The following is a 17,918-nucleotide window of genomic DNA, read 5'->3' on the forward strand; positions in this document are numbered from 1 at the left end:
GTCTTGCCAACGCTGGCGGAGATCGGCCGAAAGCGCTGTCTGTTCAGTGACAGCGCTGCGCCGTCATTCGATCGCGTCCGTCGATTTGGCGCGTTGCCGCAGCACGTACTTCTGGATCTTGCCGGTCGAGGTCTTCGGCAGTTCGCCAAAGATGATGCGTTTCGGGGCTTTGAAACGCGCCATGCGTTCTCGACAGAAGTCGATCAACGTCGCCTCGTCGACCCGCGCATCCTCGCGCAGCTCCACAAAGGCGCACGGCACCTCGCCCCATTTGTCATCGGGCACGGCCACCACAGCAGCGGCCATCACCGCCGGGTGCTTGTAGAGCACATCCTCCACCTCGATTGACGAGATGTTCTCGCCACCTGAAATGATGATGTCCTTCGAGCGATCCTTGATCTTCACGTAGCCATCGGGCTGCATCACGGCAAGATCGCCGGTGTGATACCAGCCACCGTGGAATGCCTCTTCCGTCGCCTTTGGATTGCGCAGGTAACCCTTCATCACGAGGTTGCCGCGAAACATGATTTCACCCATCGTCTCGCCATCGCGCGGCACGGGCGTCATGGTCAACGGATCGATCACCTCGATTGCCTCCTGAGCGTGATAGCGCACACCTTGGCGGCCGTTCAGGCGCACCTGCTCATCCAGTGGCAGATCGGCCCATTCGGTGTGCTTGGCGCAGACCGATGCCGGGCCATAGGTCTCGGTCAGACCATACACATGAGTAACATCGAAACCGATCCGCGCCATGCCTTCGATCACTGCCGCCGGCGGTGGCGCCGCTGCGACAAGCCCCGCCACCGGGTGGTCGATACCGTCACGCCAGCTTGCGGGTGCGTTCGCCAGCATCGAATGGACGATCGGTGCGCCACAGTAGTGGGTCACGCGCTCCTGGCGAATCGCATCGAAGATCAACCTGGCGTCGACGCGGCGCAGGCACACATTTGTTCCGCAATTGGCGGCCATGGTCCACGCGAAGCACCAGCCATTGCAGTGGAACATCGGCAGCGTCCAAAGATAGACCGACTGCGGCGGCATACCCCAGGAGACAATGTTCGACATGGCATTCAGATAAGCGCCGCGGTGGTGATACACCACGCCTTTCGGATTGCCAGTGGTGCCCGAGGTGTAGTTCAAGGAGATTGCATCCCACTCGTCCTCGGGATAGACCAAGGGTTCGCCCGCGGCGCCTTCAGCAAGGAGGCTCTCATAGTCCAGGCTGCCGATCGCCTCGCCAATACCCTGGTACTCGCTGTCGAGCACATCGATGACGAGCAGCTCAGGGCGATTCGCCAGCCGGACGGCCTCACGCACGGTCGCCGAGTATTCGCGGTCGGTGAGCAGCACGCGCGCCTCGGCATGGTTCAGGATGAACGCGATCGCTTCGGCATCAAGGCGAGTGTTGATGGTGTTGAGCACCGCACCGGCACCCGGCACGCCGAAGTGGCACTCGTACATCTCGGGCGTGTTGTTGAGGACTACCGCGACGGTGTCGCTCTTGCCGATCCCGCGGCGGCGCAGCGCGGAAGCCAGCCGGCGTGCCCGTGCTTGGGTCTCTGCCCAGCTGTAGCGGCGTTTGCCGTGCACCACCGCGACGCGATCCGGATAGATCGACGCAGCGCGTTCAAGAAAGGTCAGCGGCGTGAGCGCGACATGATTTGCCGCGCATTGATCGAGCCCACTTGCGTACGGGCTGCCAGGTCGTTCCATGAATCCCCCCGGATCTGATCGCTCCTCCCCCGAAGACGCGATCGTGTTTGACTATCCTGCCGTGCAGCGCCTCGCATCCTGTGTGGCGAGCCACCGCGCCGCCTGTTTGCCGACCATCTCGCTTGCACCGCGCAGGGCTTGCGCCCCTCCGCTGGCATCTGCACTCGGCGCGGCCTGGCGTGCCTCAAATGGCGTTTGCGCAAGCACTTCGTCGGCCCGCTCACCGATCAGCAAGAAGCTGCCGGCGACATAACCCGCGCTGCTGCCATCACGCGCGAACACCTGAACGAACTCGTCGAGCCGAAGCGTCAGCTTGCAGCGTGACGGTTGTGTCGGCCCGCTCAACATGCGCGACACCACGCCCTCAAGCAGCTGTGCCGGCGTAGCCGACCACCGATTGTCAGCATAGTTGAGGCGCCGCGTGGTTTGGTCTTCGGCATAGCGGTATTGCATCGCAAGGCCGCCCAGCGCAGCGTTGCCCAGCACTTCCACGCGGCGCAATGGCAGCGGACTCGGCGCGCTACCGGCAAGGACCGGCAACCCAAGGTCGTGAACAGCGGACGGCCCCGTCTCAGCCGGCAGCGATGTGCAGGCAGCAAGGGTCAGTACGGGAAATACGAAGCCGAGGAACTTGCGCATGGTCAGTATCTTCATGGTCTTGCGGGCGGGCTGTAGCCGCGTTCGCCCGGGCCCGGCGTCGGGTGCGGGCGTCCGAACACGATGGACTGCGGATTGCGCTCCAGCGTGTTGATCAGTGCGGACAGTTCGCCGCTCGTGCGACGCAGGTCATCCAGCGTCTGGCCCAACTGGCCGCCGCCGTCAGCGATCAACCGGGTCTGCACGTCGCTGCCGAGCGCCTCCCAGCGTGAGGTCAGGCTCTGCAGGCCACTCAAGGTGGTGCGCAAGGTCGCCATCGTTTGCGGCAGCTCGCCCGTTGTGCGCTCCAGATTGCCAAGCGTGCGGTCGAGTTTATCCGAGTCGAAGCGCGCGACTACGTTGTCGGCGTGCTCAACGAGTTGCGGCACTTTGGCGAGCGCCTCGTCGAGATGCTTGGTAGTCGCCGCGATGTTGGCGAGACTTTGCTTCAGGTTCCCGCGATTGGTGTCATCCAGCACCAGGGTCAGCCGGTCCGCGACATCGCGGATACGGTTCAAGGCGTTGATCGCCGCTTCCACGGTGTTGGTGTTCGACGGATCGAGTGCAATGCGCGGCAATTCACCCTGCGGCGCCTCCAAGGGGCGCGGGTCGCTGCCGTCGTCTTCAAGCTGGACGTAGATGAAGCCGGTGAGCCCTTGCGTCGCCAATCGCGCGCGGGTTGCATGGGACAACTGCAGGCTGGCGTCGAGCCGCAGGCGGATCAGGATCCGGCGAGGCGTTGAAGGGTCAAGATCAATATCCGTCACGCGCCCCGCACGAATGCCGCGAAAGCGCACTGCCGCTTGCTCGTTGAGGCTGCCGACGCTGCCATCCGTGTAGAGATACACGTCGTAAGTGCGTTCGGTGCGGCCGGCAAACCACCAGAAGGCAGTCGCGGTAGCGAGGCCAAGGATGATCGTGAACAGCCCGACCGCCAGCGCATAGGCGCGGTTTTCCATCAGTCAGTACCCTTGCCGCGGCGCAAGGCATGCATGCTGCGCTCGCTGAGGAAGAAGCGTTGGATGAACGGATGATCGACTTGCACCACCTCGTCCAGCGACCCGGTGGCGAGTATACGTCCCTCGGCCAGCACGGCCAGTCGATTGGCGAGTGCAGCAAGGGTATCCAGATCGTGCGTAACGAAAACCACGGTCAGGTTGAGCGCCTGATGCAGCGTGCGGATCAGTGTGACGAAGGCCGCTGAGCGATCCGGATCGAGACCGGCTGTCGGCTCGTCGAGCAAAAGCAACTCAGGGTCGAGCGCCAAGGCACGCGCCAGGGCGATGCGTTTGATCATGCCGCCAGAGAGTTCGGCGGGCATCCGCCAGGCCGCATCGCGGTCGATCTCGACCATGCCGAGCTTGGTGAACACCAGGTCACGGATCTCCGACTCGGGCAGGCAGCGCATCTCGCGCAGCGGGAACGCGATGTTGTCGAACACGTTCAACGCCGAGAACAGTGCGCCATGCTGGAACAGCATGCCGAACCGGCGCCGCCGCGCGGCAAGTTCATCGCGATCCCCGTCGTGCAAGGATTCGCCGAACAGCTTGATCTCGCCCTCGGTCGGGGCCAGCAGGCCGACAATCTGGCGCAGCATGGTGGTCTTGCCGCTGCCGGAGCCGCCAACCAAGGCCAGCAATTCCCCGCGCTGTACGGTGAGGTCGACGCCACGCAGCACCCAGTGACGGCCGAACCGCGTTCCGATGCCGCAGAGTTCAACAGGCGGTGCGCTGATCATCCGCGCCCCAGCCCAACGTTGCGCGTGGCCAACGCGAACACCGCATCGAGCAAGATCACCAGTGTGATCGCCGCCACAACCGATCGCGTCGTATTGCCAGAAAGGCTCTCGGTGTTCGGTTCGACGCGCAGCCCGAAGTGGCAAGCTACCAGGGCAATCGTCATGCCGAACACGACGCCCTTGGAAATGGCGATCCAAAGGTTCGGCAGCGGAACCGCGCGCGGCAGGTTTGCGATAAAAAACTGAAAGTCCAAGCCAAGCTCGAAATAGGCCGCAATCATGCCGCCGGCCAGCGCAATCGCGCAGGTCCATGCCACCAGCAGCGGCATCGCAATGCCCAGCGCGACGACCTTCGGGAACACCAGACGCAGGTGACGCGGTACGCCCATGGTCGCCAACGCGTCGATCTCCTCCGTCACCCGCATGGTGCCAAGCTGGGCGGTCATCGCCGAGCCCGAGCGGCCCGCCACCAGGACCGCAACAAGCACCGGCCCGAGTTCCCGGATCACGCCGATGCCCAACACATCGACGATGAAGGCTTCGGCGCCAAAGCGCTTGAGTTGCAATGCGAACAGGTAGCTCAGCACCACGCCGATCAGGAATGCGACCAGGGCGGTCACTGGCATGGCTCTAACCCCAGCCTTATGCAAGTTAGCCGAAATCTCAAGCCAGGGAATCCGTCGCGGCGTGCGCAAGACGTAGAGGCACTCGATGACCAATTGCCCCAGCAAGGCAACGAAACTCGCGAGGTGCGACGCAAAGGTCATTGCCAGCACCCCGGTCGCCACGACCCAGGCAAGGGGATCGCGCTTTGGCCGCGCAGCGGGCGCCTCGGCAACGTGCTGATGGAGTCGTTCAAATAGGGCCTGGTACTCCGGAGGGATTGACGACGCGGCCGGGATCGCCCGCTTCCACGCTCGCCACAAGAGCAGGGCGCCGTACGTATCCAGCGCGACGACGTCTTGGAGATCCCAAACCGCTTCGCGTGGCGCTTTCGCGATGGCGGCCCGCAGCCCTTGCGGGGCACGCGCCAGCGTCGCCAGCGTCCAACACCCAGCGAGTCGAACCCCCTGCTCCGTCTGGGCGAGCGTCGGCTTGGCGCGCTCAGGCATCGCGCTTCCCGGTTGGCCCACGACCGACACGCAGGCGGACCGGCATGCCGCAGGCCTCCCATTGCGCCCCCTCCTCCTCAAGCAAGGCAGCGGTCAGTGGACGATCCTGCAGATCGGCAGCCGAGGCGGACAATTGGAAGCCCTTGCGCGAGGCGGTCACGACAAGCTCTGGTGCGGGAGTGAGGTCACGCGTGCGATGCAGGATGAAGGCCACCCGCAGGCATAGCATCAGCATCCAGTCCGTTTCAGTTGGCCCGAGGGGCAATACCCGCTCAAGCTTCCCGCGATGTCCGAGGGCGAGACAAGCCAGCCGCGCCTGATCCTTGCGCGAGAAGCCCGGCATGTCGGCGTTGGCGAGGATGTACGCGCTGTGCTTGTGGTAACTCGAATGCGCAACCGAAAGACCCACTTCGTGCAGCCGTGCCGCCCAGTTGAGGAAGCGGCGATCGATATGGTCCGGGTCCGCGGCCGCGGGCATTGCCTGGATCAGCAACTTGCAGGCGGTATCCGCAACACGTAGCGCCTGGGCCGCGTCGACCTCGTGCCGACGCATGAAGGTCTCGACGGTGGCATCGCGCAGATCGTGGTGGGTATAGCGGCCGATCAGGTCGTGCAGCACGCCTTGCCGCAGCGCACCATCACAGAAGGTAATCCTGTCGAGATCCAATGCCTCCATCGCAGCAGACATGATCGCGAAACCGCCCGGCAGCACCGGCAGACGGTCTGCCCGCACGCCTGCAATGGCCAGGCGATTTACATTGCCTGCCTTGATCAGTTCGTTGCGCAGCTTGGCGATGCCATCGCGGGTAATGCCACCCTCGGAGAAATGGTTCAGTTCGAGGATTTCGGCGATTGCTTTCGCGCTACCGCTGGAAGCAATCGCGAACTCCCAACCGACTTCTCGATAGGTGCGCGAAATGGTTTCCAGCTCACGCATTGCAGCAATTTCGGCGGCACGCAGCCCGGCCTTGTCGATGCGACCGTCGGGAAAGAAGCGCAAGCTGTAGCTCACGCAGCCCATGTAGAGCGACTCGAGTACGATCGGCTGCAAGCCACGCCCGATGATGAATTCGGTCGAACCGCCGCCAATATCGAACACCAATTGCTTGCGGCCCGGATCGGGCAAGGTGTGCACCACGCCGAGATAGATCAGGCGGGCTTCTTCACGACCGGAGATCACTTCGATCGGGAACCCGAGTGCCTTCTCGGCCTGCTCCAGAAAGCTCGTGGCGTTCTTCGCAACACGCAGGGTGTTGGTCGCAACAGCACGCACCTCTTCCGGTTGGAAGCCCCGCAGACGTTCACCGAATTTCCGCAACGCCGTCAGGCCGCGCGCTTGCGACGCGATGTCGAGATGCTTGTCAGCGGACAGCCCGGCAGCCAGGCGCACCGGTTCCTTGAGGTTATCGAGCGCAAAGATCTGGTCTCCGACGACGCGGCCGACAATCAAGCGAAAGCTGTTTGAGCCCAGGTCGACTGCAGCGATAAGCTCGTGTTTCATATGTTTTGCCACCAAGGCGGTTGGAGCTGGCGGCCGATTCTAGCCCGGATGCTCGCCGCCCTGCGTGCGCGACGCGGATTCGCTTGCGGATAGCCTCATGTCAACGAACCGTAACGGAAATGTCACACAATAGTGCATCGCTCAGAACGGACCGTGAAATGACTCGTACGCCCTGGCAACGCCAACACCCTGCCGAGCATTACCTGAATCGTGAGCTGTCGCTGCTGGCCTTCCAGCGCCGCGTGCTGGCGCAGGCCGCGGACCCCACCGTGCCGCTGCTGGAGCGGCTGAAGTTTCTCTGCATCGTATCGAGCAACCTCGACGAGTTCTTCGAAATTCGCGTCGCTGGTGTGCGCGCCCAGAACGCCCTGGGCGCCAACTCGAACGCGCCGGACGCAATCCAGCCGAACGAGCTGTACCCGCGCATCTGTCGGGAAGTGCACGGCATCATTGCCGAGCAGTACTCGCTGCTGAACGACACGATCCTGCCCGCACTTGCAACCGAGGGCATCCGCTTCCTGCGGCGCAGTGTATGGACACCCGAACAGCAGGCCTGGATTCGCGATTACTTCTATCGCGAAGTGATGCCGGTGCTGACCCCGATCGGCCTCGACCCCGCTCACCCGTTCCCGCGCGTGCTCAACAAGAGCCTTAACTTTGCAGTCGAACTCGAAGGGCGGGACGCATTCGGCCGCGTCTCGAACGCGGCGATCGTGCAGGCGCCGCGCGCCTTGCCACGCGTGATTCACATTCCGCCCGAACTCGGCGGCAGCCCGCACACCTTCGTGTTCCTTTCCTCGATCCTGCACGCGCATGTAGGCGCGCTGTTCGAAGGCATGACGGTGCTCGGCTGCTATCAGTTCCGCGTTACCCGCAACAGCGACCTGCTGTTCGACGAAGAAGACATCAAGGATCTGCGCACCGCTCTGCAGGGCGAACTGCAGCATCGCCACTTTGGCGATGAAGTGCGCCTGGAAGTGGCGGACAACTGTTCCGACGCGATGGCGGACTTCCTGTTGCAGCAGTTCGATCTGGGGCGCCAGGAGCTCTATCAGGTGCCCGGTATCGTCAACCTCGTTCGCCTGATGCAAGTGCCCGATTGGGTCGATCGACCCGATCTGAAGTTCCGTCCGTTCAAGCCGGTGGTCCCGAAGGATCTCGACTCGCGTTGTGACATCTTTGCGGCAATCCGCAAGCGCGACCACCTGCTGCACCACCCGTTCCAGAGCTTCGCGCCGGTGATCGACCTACTGCGCAACGCCGCGGACGATCCGCAGGTTCTGGCAATCAAGATGACGGTCTATCGCACCGGCACCGATTCCGTGCTGATGGAGCACCTGATCCGGGCCGCGCGCAAAGGCAAGGAAGTCACCGTCGTCGTCGAGCTGCTGGCGCGGTTTGACGAGGAAGCCAACATCAGCTGGGCTTCGCGCCTGGAGGAAGCAGGCGCGCATGTGGTGTATGGCGTGGTGGGCTACAAAACGCACGCCAAGATGCTGATGGTCGTTCGCCGTGAGGATACCGACAGCGGCGGCGGCGGGGTTTTGCGGCGCTATGTACACCTTGGTACCGGCAACTACCACCCGCGCACCACGCGTTTCTACACGGACTTCGGGCTGTTCACTGCGAATGAAGACATCGGCGCAGACGTCAGCGACATCTTCAAACAGCTGACCGGCCTTGGCCATCCACGCGCGCTCCGGCACCTCTGGCAGGCGCCCTTCACGCTGCAGCCCAGCGTCGTCGCAGCAATCAGGAATGAAGCCGAGATCGCACGCGCTGGCGGCAAGGGTCGCATCATCGCCAAGCTGAACGCGCTGCTTGAGGCTGAGACGATCGAGGCGCTCTACGATGCGAGCGCGGCTGGCGTGGAAATCGATCTGATCGTCCGCGGCCCCTGCGCGCTGCGCCCTCAAGTCCCGGGCCTGTCGGACAACATCCGCGTCCGCTCGGTCGTTGGCCGTTTCCTCGAACACACCCGGGTGCTGTATTTCAGCGCGAACGGTGAGGACCGCGTCTATCTCTCGAGCGCGGACTGGATGGAGCGCAACTTCTTCCGGCGGATCGAGACAGCCTTCCCGATCCTCGACCCGAAACTCAAGCGCCGGGTGATCAAGGAAGGCCTCAAACCTTACTTGGGCGACAACTGCCAAGCTTGGGATCTATCGGGCGACGATGGCAGCTACCGTCGCAAGCAGGGGCGCACGATCCGCCGTTCGGCGCAGGAAATCCTGTTGTCAGAACTCGTCGGTGGCGCGAGCGGCGCCGCGAGCTGAACGACCTACGCGCCGCTCAAGCGCGGCGCGCACGCTCCACGCCTTCAACTTCACCGATCAGGGTCAGCGCACGCTGGCTCTGGCTCGCGTTTCGCACCTCGATCGTAAAGCGCATGAAGGCGCGTCCACCTTTGGACATGGTGTTCACCGCGATCACATTGAGCTTTTCGCGCGAAAGAATCTCTGAAATGTCGCGCAGCAGGCCTTGCCGGTCGTGTGCGTCAACCGCGATATCGATCGGATAGACGTCGCTGACCTGAGCAGCGGTATCTGCCTCGCCCCAGGCGGCCTCGACCACACGCTCAGGATGCTTCAGCGCCACATGCTTGAAGTCGCGGCAATCGCTACGGTGAATGGAAACCCCTTTGCCACGCGTGACAAAGCCGGAGATGGCGTCCGGCGGCGCCGGTTTACAACAGCGGCTCAGGGTGGTCATCAGCCGCCCTACCCCGACGATCAGAATCTTGTCGTCGCGCCCCCGCCCGCGACTCCGCCCGATCACGACATCCGGGGCAGGCTCGGCCGGGCTGACGTCGCCATGCAAGGCAATCTGGATCTGGCGTGTGCCTACATCGCCACGCCCCACCGCGATCAGGAAGGCATCCGTGGTCTTGAAACCGAGCCGTGAGGCGAGATCATCAAGACTGGAATGCGCCTGCCCTTCGCGCTGCAGCTCCTTGAGGGCGATCGTGCGCCCCTGCGACAAGGTTTCAGCCTCTTCCTGCAACGTGAACCAACGCCGCACTTTCGAGCGCGCGTTCGACGTGGCAAGGTAGCCAAGCTGTGGATTGAGCCAATCGCGTGAAGGCCCGCCCTGCTTCGCCGCAATGATGTCGACCACCTGGCCATTGTCGAGCGCGGTATTCAGCGACACCATCTGGCCGTTGATTTTCGCGCCGCGGCAACGGTGTCCGAGGTCCGAATGAACGCGGTAAGCAAAGTCGATCGGCGTCGCGCCACTCGGCAAATCAACCACCCGCCCTTGCGGCGTCATGACGTAGATGGTGTCGTCAAGCGAAGCGTTCTTGTAATGCGATTCCCATTGTGCGGAATCACTGATCTCGTCGCGCCACGAGAGCAGCTGGCGCAACAAGGCGATCTTCTCGTCGTACTCGCCTGTCTCGCGCGCGCCTTCCTTGTAGCGCCAATGCGCAGCAACGCCGAGTTCGGCATGCCGGTGCATCTCCATCGTCCGGATCTGCACCTCAAGCGCCCGCCCGTCCGAGGCCCGCACAGCGGTGTGCAGACTCTGGTAGTTGTTGCCCTTGGGCTTCGAGATGTAGTCGTCGTACTCGCCGGGAATCGGTTGCCAGATCGTATGCACGATCCCGAGGGCGGTATAGCAGTCGCGCACATCGCGCACGAGCACGCGGAGCGCGCGCACGTCATACACCTGGGAGAAGTCCAGATGCTTGGCCCGCATCTTGTTGTAGATGGAGTAGATGTGCTTGGGCCGCCCATACACATCGGCCTGTACGCCGGCAGCGGCAAGGTCATCCTTGAGCCGCGCGATCGACGTCTCGATGAACGCCTCGCGCTCAACGCGGCGCTCGTCGAGCATCTTCGCAATGCGTTTGTAGGTTTGCGGCTCAAGGAACCGGAACGAAAGGTCTTCAAGCTCCCATTTCAGCTGCCAGACGCCGAGCCGGTTTGCCAACGGCGCGTACAGATCCATGCTCTCGCGCGCAAGCTCTTCCTTCGAATCCGAATCATGCTCGGTGAGGTAGCGCAGCGTCTGCGTGCGGCTTGCGAGCCGCAGCAGCACGACGCGGATGTCCTCCACCATCGCAAGCACCATCTTGCGCAGGACTTCGGTCTGGGCTCGTACGTCGGTAGCCGCCGATTGCGCCGCCTTTCGGGTGATCAGGCGCAGGCCGTTGAGGCGCGCCATGCCGTCCGTCAGCCTTGCAACATTGCGCCCGAAGCGTCGTTCGACCTCCTCGCTGGGCTCATCGACGTACTCGACGACCGCAAAGAGCAATGCCGCCAAACGGGTGTCGAGATCGAGCTTGAGTGCAACGGCAATGAGCGCCATTCCCAACGCATGTCGCAGCGTCGGTTCGCCAGTTCGCAGCGTGTGCTCGCCGTATAGCGGCACGATCCAGTCCAACGCAGACTGCAACGGCACCAGGGCGTCGCCGCCGAGCCCTTCCGCCAAGGCTGCTGCGCTTGGGACCGACGAATCGGAGCTATCGAGAGAATGGGCAACTTGAACCATGGGCGCATTATTCCACAAGCCCTCGACCATGCTCCCCGACGCCATGCCAGCTAGACTTGCGGCATGAGATGGCTCAAACGTTTTTGGTCGGCGCCGCAAGCAGATCAACCGGCAGCGGAGGACGTCCTCGCTGAGGCGGAAGCCGCCCTCCCTTTCATTGAAAACTTGACCCCCGACGCGCGGGATCGGCTGCGCCAGATGGCGCTGGATTTCCTGGCCGGAAAGGAGTTTTCTGGCGCTGCGGGTCTTGAAGTAACCGCCTTCATGCAGGCATCGATTGCATTACAGGCCTGTTTACCGGTACTCGAGTTGGGCCTATCGGCCTACGACGGCTGGGTGGGCATCGTCATTTACCCGGGCGACTTCGTGATTCCGCGCCGTACGATGGATGAGGATGGCGTCCTGCATGAATACGACGAAGCGGCGCTCGGCGAAGCCTGGGATGGCGGCCCGGTGGTGCTGGCCTGGTTCGATGACCCCGAGGAGTACGAAGGTGCGAACGTGGTCGTGCACGAGTTCGCACACAAGCTCGACATGCTCAGCGGCGAGGCGGACGGCCTGCCACCTCTGCATGCCGGCATGTCGGTCGAGGCTTGGGATGCCGCACTCGGCGACGCGTACGACGACTTCTGCGATCGCGTCGACGCGGGCGAAGAGACGCAGATTGATCCTTACGCCGCTGAACACCCGGCGGAGTTCTTTGCGGTGGTCAGTGAGGTGTTCTTCGTCGAGCCGGAACTTCTGGACAGCACCTACCCACGCGTCTACGAACAGTTGGCGTTGTTCTATCGACAGGATCCGTTGGCTCGCGGGCAATCAAAAAGGGGCCTATAGGCCCCTTTCCGACTAACGCGGTTCGCTCAAGGCAAAGGCTTGTCAGCCGGCCACTCCGACATGCGCGGGAGCTTGTCAGCACCGGTCCGCGAGGACAAGGCGCAGAGTTCGGCCAGACGACGCGCCGGCTCAGGACCCACATAGTCCCACTTGAAGCGCCAAGTCCAGCAACCGACCTGACCCGGCGTGTTCATGCGGTGATAGCCGTCCAGACCAAGCACGTCCTGGAACTGGTAGATCGCCATGCGGGCAACGGACATCGCAGCCGCACGAATCATCGTCCAGTGAATATCGTGACCGTCGGTTGCCAGGTAGTGACGCGCGAAGTCGCGTTCACGCTCGGTACAGGTCGCCCACCATCCGCGAATCGTGTCGTTGTCGTGCGTACCGGTGTACACAACGGTGTTCGGCACGTAGTTGTGCGGCAGGAAGTTGTGATCCGGGCCTGCAGCGAATGCGAACTCCAGGATGCGCATACCCGGCAGCGCGAAGCTGTCACGCAGATCTTCGACGTCAGGCGTGATGACACCGAGGTCCTCTGCGATGATCGGCAGCTTGCCAAGCGCCTTCTCGATGGCGGCAAACAGCGCCTTGCCCGGGCCGGGAACCCAGCGCCCGTGAATCGCGGTCGGCTCCGATGCGGGGATCTCCCAATAGCCGGCAAAGCCACGGAAGTGGTCGATACGCACGACGTCAGCGAGTGCAAGCTGACGCTTGATCCGCTCGATCCACCATGCGTAGCCATCCTTGTCCATCGCAGCCCAGTCGTACAGCGGGTTGCCCCAGCGCTGGCCGGTTGCGGAGAAGAAATCGGGCGGCACACCGGCAATCACTGTCGGCCACTTGTTTTCGTCGAGGTAGTACAGGTCCGGGCGAGCCCAGCAATCCGCGCTGTGGTGCGCAACGAAGATCGGCATGTCGCCGATCAGCTGAACACCACGCTCGTTTGCGTAAGCCTTGACCGACTTCCACTGACGATCAAAGCACCACTGAACGAACTGCCAGAAGGTGATCGATTCGGCCAGATCCTTGCGTGCCTTGGCCAACGCCTTGGGCTCGCGCTTCGCAACGCCCTTGTCCCAGTCCGGCCAGAGCTTTCCGGCAAAGCGCTCATCGAGCGCCATGAACAGTGCGTAGTCGTCGAGCCAGCTTGCCTCTGCCTTGCAGAACGCTTCGAACGCGGCCTTGTCGGCTGCGGACGCCTTGGCCGCAAAACCCGCGGCAGCCTGGCGCAGCTTCTCATTGCGGAACGGAACGACCTTCGCGTAGTTCACGCGCTCATCGCTGAAACCAACGCGTTCGGCATCGGTGATCGGAGCAAGCCAGCCCTTCGCAACCAGCTCGTCGAGATCCACCATCAGCGGGTTGCCGGCGAACGCCGAGACGCTCATGTACGGCGAATCGGCCGGGCCGATCGGCATCAGCGGAAGTACCTGCCACAGTGTCTGGCCGGCACCAACCAGCCAATCCACAAAGTGATAGGCCGCTTGACCGAGATCGCCACAGCCGTTCGGGCCAGGAAGCGAAGTCGGGTGCAGCAAAACGCCGCTGGTGCGTCTATCAAAGACCATCTGCGAGTCCTTTCTTTATTGTCGTGATCTATCTAGCGGGCCATTTGGCGTTCAGGGGGCGCCAACCGGCAATGAGAAAAGCGCTGCTACGGCGCGATGCGCCAAGGTGTAGCGCGTTGTACAGCTCGCGGGCTGGAAGGGTTCATCCAGATCCGTATCGAACACCCGCTGCCAAGGGCCCGATGGAAGTTCGAACTGAACGGCCTGAACATCGCCATTGAGCAGCAGCGCGAGTCGCGGTCCACGCGTCCCCGGTGACGGGGTAAAGATCGCGCTGAAGCTGTGTTCGTGGCTCTGATTCCAGTCTTCCGCGGTCATCACGCCGCCATGCGGGTTGTACCAAACGAGGTCATAGGGCGCGTGGGCAGCGTCCATGCGACCGCCCCACATGGCATTCGGCATGGCACCGTGGACGCCGCGCAGGCGAATCAGCAATGCGACGAACTCGCACAACTTCTCGTCGAACTGCGACCAATCCAGCCAAGAGATCTCGTTGTCCTGGCAATAGGCGTTGTTGTTACCGCCTTGCGATCGGCCAAACTCGTCGCCAGCCAGCAGCATGGGCGTACCGCGTGAAAGCAGCAGCGTTGCCAGCAGCGCGCGCTTGAGGCGGCGACGCTCCATCAGCACGGCGGGTTTGGTCGTCGGACCCTCTTCGCCGCAGTTCGTGCTGAGGTTGTGAGAATGCCCGTCGCGGTTGTCCTCGCCGTTCGCCTCGTTGTGTTTTTCCTTGTACGAAACAAGGTCTTCGAGGCTGAAGCCATCGTGCGCGGTGATGAAGTTGACGCTGCACAGCGGCGCTCGATGCGAGCCCTGAAAGATGTCGCTCGACGCCATGATGCGCCGCGCGTACTCGCCACGGCTGCGGTTGTGCTGTAGCCAGAACCCGCGTGCGGTGTCGCGAAACTTGTCGTTCCACTCCATCCACGCAGTCGGGAACTGCCCGAGCCGATAGCCGTCGTGGCCAAGATCCCACGGCTCGGCGATGCGCTTCACGGTGGACAGCACCGGATCCTGCTCGAAGGCCACGAAGAACGCGGCATCCGGATCAAAGCCATGCGCCCGCCGCCCGATGGCCGGAGCCAGGTCAAAGCGGAAACCGTCGACGCCAAAGTTATTGACCCAATACCGCAGGGAATCCAGCACCAACTGCGTGACGCGCGGATGCGCCACGTTCACCGTGTTGCCGCAGCCGGTGAGATTCTCGCAATGCGATGGGTCGTTGGGCTGCAGCCGGTAATAGCTTTGGTGGTCAATGCCGCGGTAACAAAGGGTGGGCCCGGTCTCACCTGCTTCGGCGGTGTGGTTGTACACCACATCGATCACCACTTCGAGCCCGGCAGCATGGAGGGTATCCACCATTTCGCGGAACTCAGCCTCGGGCGACGAGGTGGTACGCGACCAGTAACGCGGCTCGACTGCGAAATACGCGAGCGGGTTGTAATTCCAGTAGTTGGTCATGCCGCGCGCAACGACATGCTGCTCCGGAACGCCAAACTGAACGGGCAGCAACTCGATGGTCGTGACGCCGAGCTTCTGCATATGCTCGATGACCGCAGGGTGGCAGACGCCCAGATAGGTGCCACGCAACTCGTCGGGCACCTTGGGGTGAAGCATCGTCAGCCCCTTGACGTGGGCTTCATAGATGACCGTCTGCTCTGGCGGTACTCGAGGGCGAACTTCACCCGTCGAGGGCAAATCAAGGACTACGCGGGCCTTCAGCGCCGACCGGCCATTGTCAGTCGTACTGAACGACCGGTGACCGTCGGGGTGACGCATCTCGAAACCGAAATGCTCGTTCTTCCATCGAAACTCGCCAACGATCTCACGTGCGTAAGGGTCCAGCAGCAGCTTGTTCGGGTTGAACCGATGGCCGCGCTCCGGCTCGTACGGCCCGTGCACCCGGTAGCCATAGACCAAGCCAGGACCAACCGATTCCAGATAGCCGTGCCAGACGTCGCCGGTCCGCGCCGGCATCGGAAATCGCGTGATCTCCGTGGTGCCGTCGTGGTTGAAAATGCAAAGTTCTACCCGGGTCGCATTGGCCGAAAAGAGGGCGAAGTTTACGCCCTCACTATCAGCAGTTGCGCCGAGCGGCCATGCGCGCCCATTTGCGAGTCGGGAAGGAAGATGCATCAGCGCGCGTATTCAAGAACGATCGAAGCCAGCGGCGGTAGCGTCACCACGATCGATTGTGCGTGACCGGCCCACGGCACCGGTTCGGTGACGATAGGCGCGTTGCCGTTACCGAGATTGGACCCGCCGTAAATTTCGGAGTCCGTATTCAAGACTTCTCGATAGCTGCCAGCACGCGGCACGCCAATCCGGTAGCCGTTACGCGGTTCGGGCGTGAAGTTGCAGGCCGTTACAGCCATCGCATCGTCATCACGGCCGAAGCGCGCAAAGACAAGCGTTGACCAATCAGCATTGTGCATGTCGAGCCAGGCGAAACCCTCGCGCTCGCAATCCCGTTGATGCAATGCCGGCAGACGCCGGTAGAGCGCATTGAGATCCTTTACCAACTGCTGCATGCCGCGATGAAGCGGATGCTCAAGGAGGTGCCAGTCAAGGCTGCGATCATGGTTCCACTCCCGCCCTTGGGCAAACTCGCCACCCATGAACAGCAGCTTCTTGCCCGGATGACTCCACATGAAACCGTAGTAAGCGCGCAGATTCGCGAACTTCTGCCACGCATCACCCGGCATCTTGTCGAGCAAAGAGCCCTTGCCGTGGACGACTTCGTCATGCGATAGCGGCAACATGAAGTTCTCGTCAAAGGCATAGACGAGACCGAATGTGAGCTGATCGTGGTGGTAGCGACGATGAATCGGCGCACGCTTCATGTACTCAAGCGTGTCGTGCATCCACCCCATGTTCCACTTGTAGTGGAAGCCAAGCCCGCCAGCGTAGGTCGGCCGCGAAACCGCCGGCCAGGCCGTCGACTCTTCAGCAGCCATGATCGCGCCGGGACAATGCTCGCCAACAACTTCGTTGGCGCGCCTGAGGAACCCGATCGCTTCAAGGTTCTCGCGCCCGCCATAAACGTTGGGCACCCACTCGCCGGCTTTGCGGGAGTAGTCGCGGTAAAGCATCGACGCAACCGCATCAACGCGCAGGCCATCCGTACCCCAACGCTCGATCCAGTAAAGCGCGTTGCCCACCAGATAGTTACGGACTTCCGTGCGCCCGTAATTGAAGATCAGGGTATTCCAGTCTGGGTGGTAACCCTCGCGCGGATCCGAGTGCTCGTATAGGGACGAACCGTCGAATCGGCCCAACCCGTGCGAATCGGTCGGGAAATGGCCCGGCACCCAATCAAGCAGCACGCCTAGGCCCGCCGCATGGGCCGCATCAACGAAGCGCCCGAACCCATCAGGCGAACCAAACCGAGCCGTCGGCGCATACATGCCAACCGGCTGATAGCCCCAAGAACCATCGAACGGATGCTCGGAAATCGGCATCAATTCGAGGTGGGTAAAGCCCAGATCCTTGGCGTACGGAATCAGATCCGCAGCCAATTCATCCCAGTTCAGGAATCGGTCACCGTCTTCAGGGACGCGCTTCCAGGAGCCGAGATGTACTTCGTAAACGCTGATCGGCGCATCGAGCGAGTTGGCCTCTTTGCGGCCATCGGGCAAGGCCCGGCGTGCAGGCAAATTCGCCACCACACTCGCAGTGCGTGGCCGCAACTCGGACCCGAAACCGCAGGGATCCGCCTTGCTCATCAACTCGCCGCTCTGTGCGCGGATCTCAAACTTGTAGAGCGTCCCCACACCGAGACCCGGCATGAAGATTTCCCAGACACCGCATTCCCGACGCAGACGCATTGGGTTACGCCGTCCATCCCACTGATTGAAGTCGCCAACGACTGACACGCGTTGCGCATTGGGTGCCCAGACGGCAAACGCTGTGCCAGCAACACCCTCGATCACCCGCGGATGGGCACCAAGGACCTCAAAGGGACGCAGGTGCGTACCCTCGGCCAACAGCCAGGCGTCTGTCTCGCCAAGGATCGGCGGAAAACGATACGGGTCTTCGATGTCAGACACCGTGCCGTTGTGCCAGGTGACCCTGTAGCGATATGCGAAGACCTCCCGCTTGCGCGGAATGATGCCTTCGTAGAAGCCGTCGGCGTGAAGGCAGTCGAGCGCGACAACATCACGTCCGTCCGCCGTGTCCACGCAAACGACTTCCGTTGCGCCAGGAAAAAACGCTGACAGTCGCAAGCGACCGTCAGCGTCCGTGTGCATGCCGAGCACGGCGAATGGATCACCGTGCCTGGCTTCGAGCAATGCCGCGATGTCGTCGGCTGTCAGCAT

General features: G+C 62.5%; 12 protein-coding genes. 2 read left to right on the forward strand and 10 right to left on the reverse strand.

Features of this window, described 5'->3' with window-relative positions; genetic code table 11:
- Positions 1-63: 63 nt before the first annotated feature.
- From HH302_RS06935 to ppx, 6 genes are read right to left on the reverse strand one after another with little or no spacing between them, the layout of a single operon-like run.
- Positions 64-1,713: an acyl-CoA synthetase gene (locus HH302_RS06935; protein WP_172200220.1), complete on the reverse strand. Its 1,650-nt coding sequence runs from the start codon at positions 1,711-1,713 to the stop codon at positions 64-66.
- Positions 1,714-1,764: 51 nt separating this feature from the next.
- Positions 1,765-2,367 carry a hypothetical protein gene (locus tag HH302_RS06940; protein WP_172200224.1) on the reverse strand — a complete coding sequence of 201 codons (603 nt, stop codon included), beginning with the start codon at positions 2,365-2,367 and terminating at the stop codon, positions 1,765-1,767.
- A complete protein-coding gene (locus tag HH302_RS06945) occupies positions 2,364-3,308 on the reverse strand; it encodes an MlaD family protein (protein ID WP_172200227.1) in 945 nt (314 codons plus the stop codon). The genes HH302_RS06940 and HH302_RS06945 overlap by 4 nt, the downstream gene beginning before the upstream one ends.
- Positions 3,308-4,087, reverse strand: coding sequence for an ABC transporter ATP-binding protein (locus HH302_RS06950; RefSeq protein ID WP_172200230.1), 780 nt, complete (start codon positions 4,085-4,087; stop codon positions 3,308-3,310). The genes HH302_RS06945 and HH302_RS06950 overlap by 1 nt, the downstream gene beginning before the upstream one ends.
- A complete protein-coding gene (locus tag HH302_RS06955) occupies positions 4,084-5,199 on the reverse strand; it encodes an ABC transporter permease (protein ID WP_172200233.1) in 1,116 nt (371 codons plus the stop codon). Before HH302_RS06955 ends, HH302_RS06950 begins: the two co-directional genes overlap by 4 nt.
- Complete coding sequence (gene ppx / locus HH302_RS06960; protein ID WP_172200236.1) at positions 5,192-6,700, reverse strand: exopolyphosphatase; 1,509 nt, start codon at positions 6,698-6,700, stop codon at positions 5,192-5,194. Before ppx ends, HH302_RS06955 begins: the two co-directional genes overlap by 8 nt.
- 158 nt (positions 6,701-6,858) lie before the next feature.
- Here ppx and ppk1 point away from each other — a divergent pair, with 158 nt between their 5' ends.
- Positions 6,859-8,976, forward strand: coding sequence for a polyphosphate kinase 1 (gene ppk1 / locus HH302_RS06965; RefSeq protein WP_172200239.1), 2,118 nt, complete (start codon positions 6,859-6,861; stop codon positions 8,974-8,976).
- Between the two features lie 16 nt (positions 8,977-8,992).
- Here ppk1 and HH302_RS06970 read toward each other — a convergent pair whose 3' ends face one another.
- Positions 8,993-11,194 (reverse strand): bifunctional (p)ppGpp synthetase/guanosine-3',5'-bis(diphosphate) 3'-pyrophosphohydrolase, encoded by a 2,202-nt coding sequence (locus HH302_RS06970; protein ID WP_172200242.1) that lies wholly within the window; start codon positions 11,192-11,194, stop codon positions 8,993-8,995.
- Positions 11,195-11,257: 63 nt separating this feature from the next.
- On the opposite strand from HH302_RS06970, the gene HH302_RS06975 reads away from it, so the two are divergent.
- Positions 11,258-12,028: a zinc-dependent peptidase gene (locus tag HH302_RS06975; protein WP_172200245.1), complete on the forward strand. Its 771-nt coding sequence runs from the start codon at positions 11,258-11,260 to the stop codon at positions 12,026-12,028.
- 26 nt (positions 12,029-12,054) lie between these two features.
- Here HH302_RS06975 and malQ read toward each other — a convergent pair whose 3' ends face one another.
- Genes malQ through glgB form a run of 3 tightly spaced genes read right to left on the reverse strand, consistent with a single transcriptional unit; the run spans position 12,055 to position 17,918 of the window.
- On the reverse strand, positions 12,055-13,599 hold the full coding sequence (malQ, locus tag HH302_RS06980; protein WP_172200248.1) for a 4-alpha-glucanotransferase: 1,545 nt from the start codon (positions 13,597-13,599) through the stop codon (positions 12,055-12,057).
- 51 nt (positions 13,600-13,650) lie between these two features.
- Positions 13,651-15,735: a glycogen debranching protein GlgX gene (gene glgX / locus HH302_RS06985; RefSeq protein ID WP_172200251.1), complete on the reverse strand. Its 2,085-nt coding sequence runs from the start codon at positions 15,733-15,735 to the stop codon at positions 13,651-13,653.
- On the reverse strand, positions 15,735-17,918 hold the full coding sequence (gene glgB / locus HH302_RS06990; protein WP_172200254.1) for a 1,4-alpha-glucan branching protein GlgB: 2,184 nt from the start codon (positions 17,916-17,918) through the stop codon (positions 15,735-15,737). Before glgB ends, glgX begins: the two co-directional genes overlap by 1 nt.

The sequence above is a fragment of the Niveibacterium sp. COAC-50 genome, assembly GCF_013184235.1.
Lineage (GTDB): Bacteria > Pseudomonadota > Gammaproteobacteria > Burkholderiales > Rhodocyclaceae > Niveibacterium > Niveibacterium microcysteis.

What these genes read in the sequence shown, in the direction of transcription:
- HH302_RS06935 (WP_172200220.1), bottom strand. Translation starts at nt 1,713, where the DNA reads ATGGAACGACCTGGCAGCCCGTACGCAAGTGGGCTCGATCAATGCGCG.
- HH302_RS06940 (WP_172200224.1), bottom strand. Translation starts at nt 2,367, where the DNA reads ATGAAGATACTGACCATGCGCAAGTTCCTCGGCTTCGTATTTCCCGTA.
- HH302_RS06945 (WP_172200227.1), bottom strand. Translation starts at nt 3,308, where the DNA reads ATGGAAAACCGCGCCTATGCGCTGGCGGTCGGGCTGTTCACGATCATC.
- HH302_RS06950 (WP_172200230.1), bottom strand. Translation starts at nt 4,087, where the DNA reads ATGATCAGCGCACCGCCTGTTGAACTCTGCGGCATCGGAACGCGGTTC.
- HH302_RS06955 (WP_172200233.1), bottom strand. Translation starts at nt 5,199, where the DNA reads ATGCCTGAGCGCGCCAAGCCGACGCTCGCCCAGACGGAGCAGGGGGTT.
- ppx (WP_172200236.1), bottom strand. Translation starts at nt 6,700, where the DNA reads ATGAAACACGAGCTTATCGCTGCAGTCGACCTGGGCTCAAACAGCTTT.
- ppk1 (WP_172200239.1), top strand. Translation starts at nt 6,859, where the DNA reads ATGACTCGTACGCCCTGGCAACGCCAACACCCTGCCGAGCATTACCTG.
- HH302_RS06970 (WP_172200242.1), bottom strand. Translation starts at nt 11,194, where the DNA reads ATGGTTCAAGTTGCCCATTCTCTCGATAGCTCCGATTCGTCGGTCCCA.
- HH302_RS06975 (WP_172200245.1), top strand. Translation starts at nt 11,258, where the DNA reads ATGAGATGGCTCAAACGTTTTTGGTCGGCGCCGCAAGCAGATCAACCG.
- malQ (WP_172200248.1), bottom strand. Translation starts at nt 13,599, where the DNA reads ATGGTCTTTGATAGACGCACCAGCGGCGTTTTGCTGCACCCGACTTCG.
- glgX (WP_172200251.1), bottom strand. Translation starts at nt 15,735, where the DNA reads ATGCATCTTCCTTCCCGACTCGCAAATGGGCGCGCATGGCCGCTCGGC.
- glgB (WP_172200254.1), bottom strand. Translation starts at nt 17,918, where the DNA reads ATGCTGACAGCCGACGACATCGCGGCATTGCTCGAAGCCAGGCACGGT.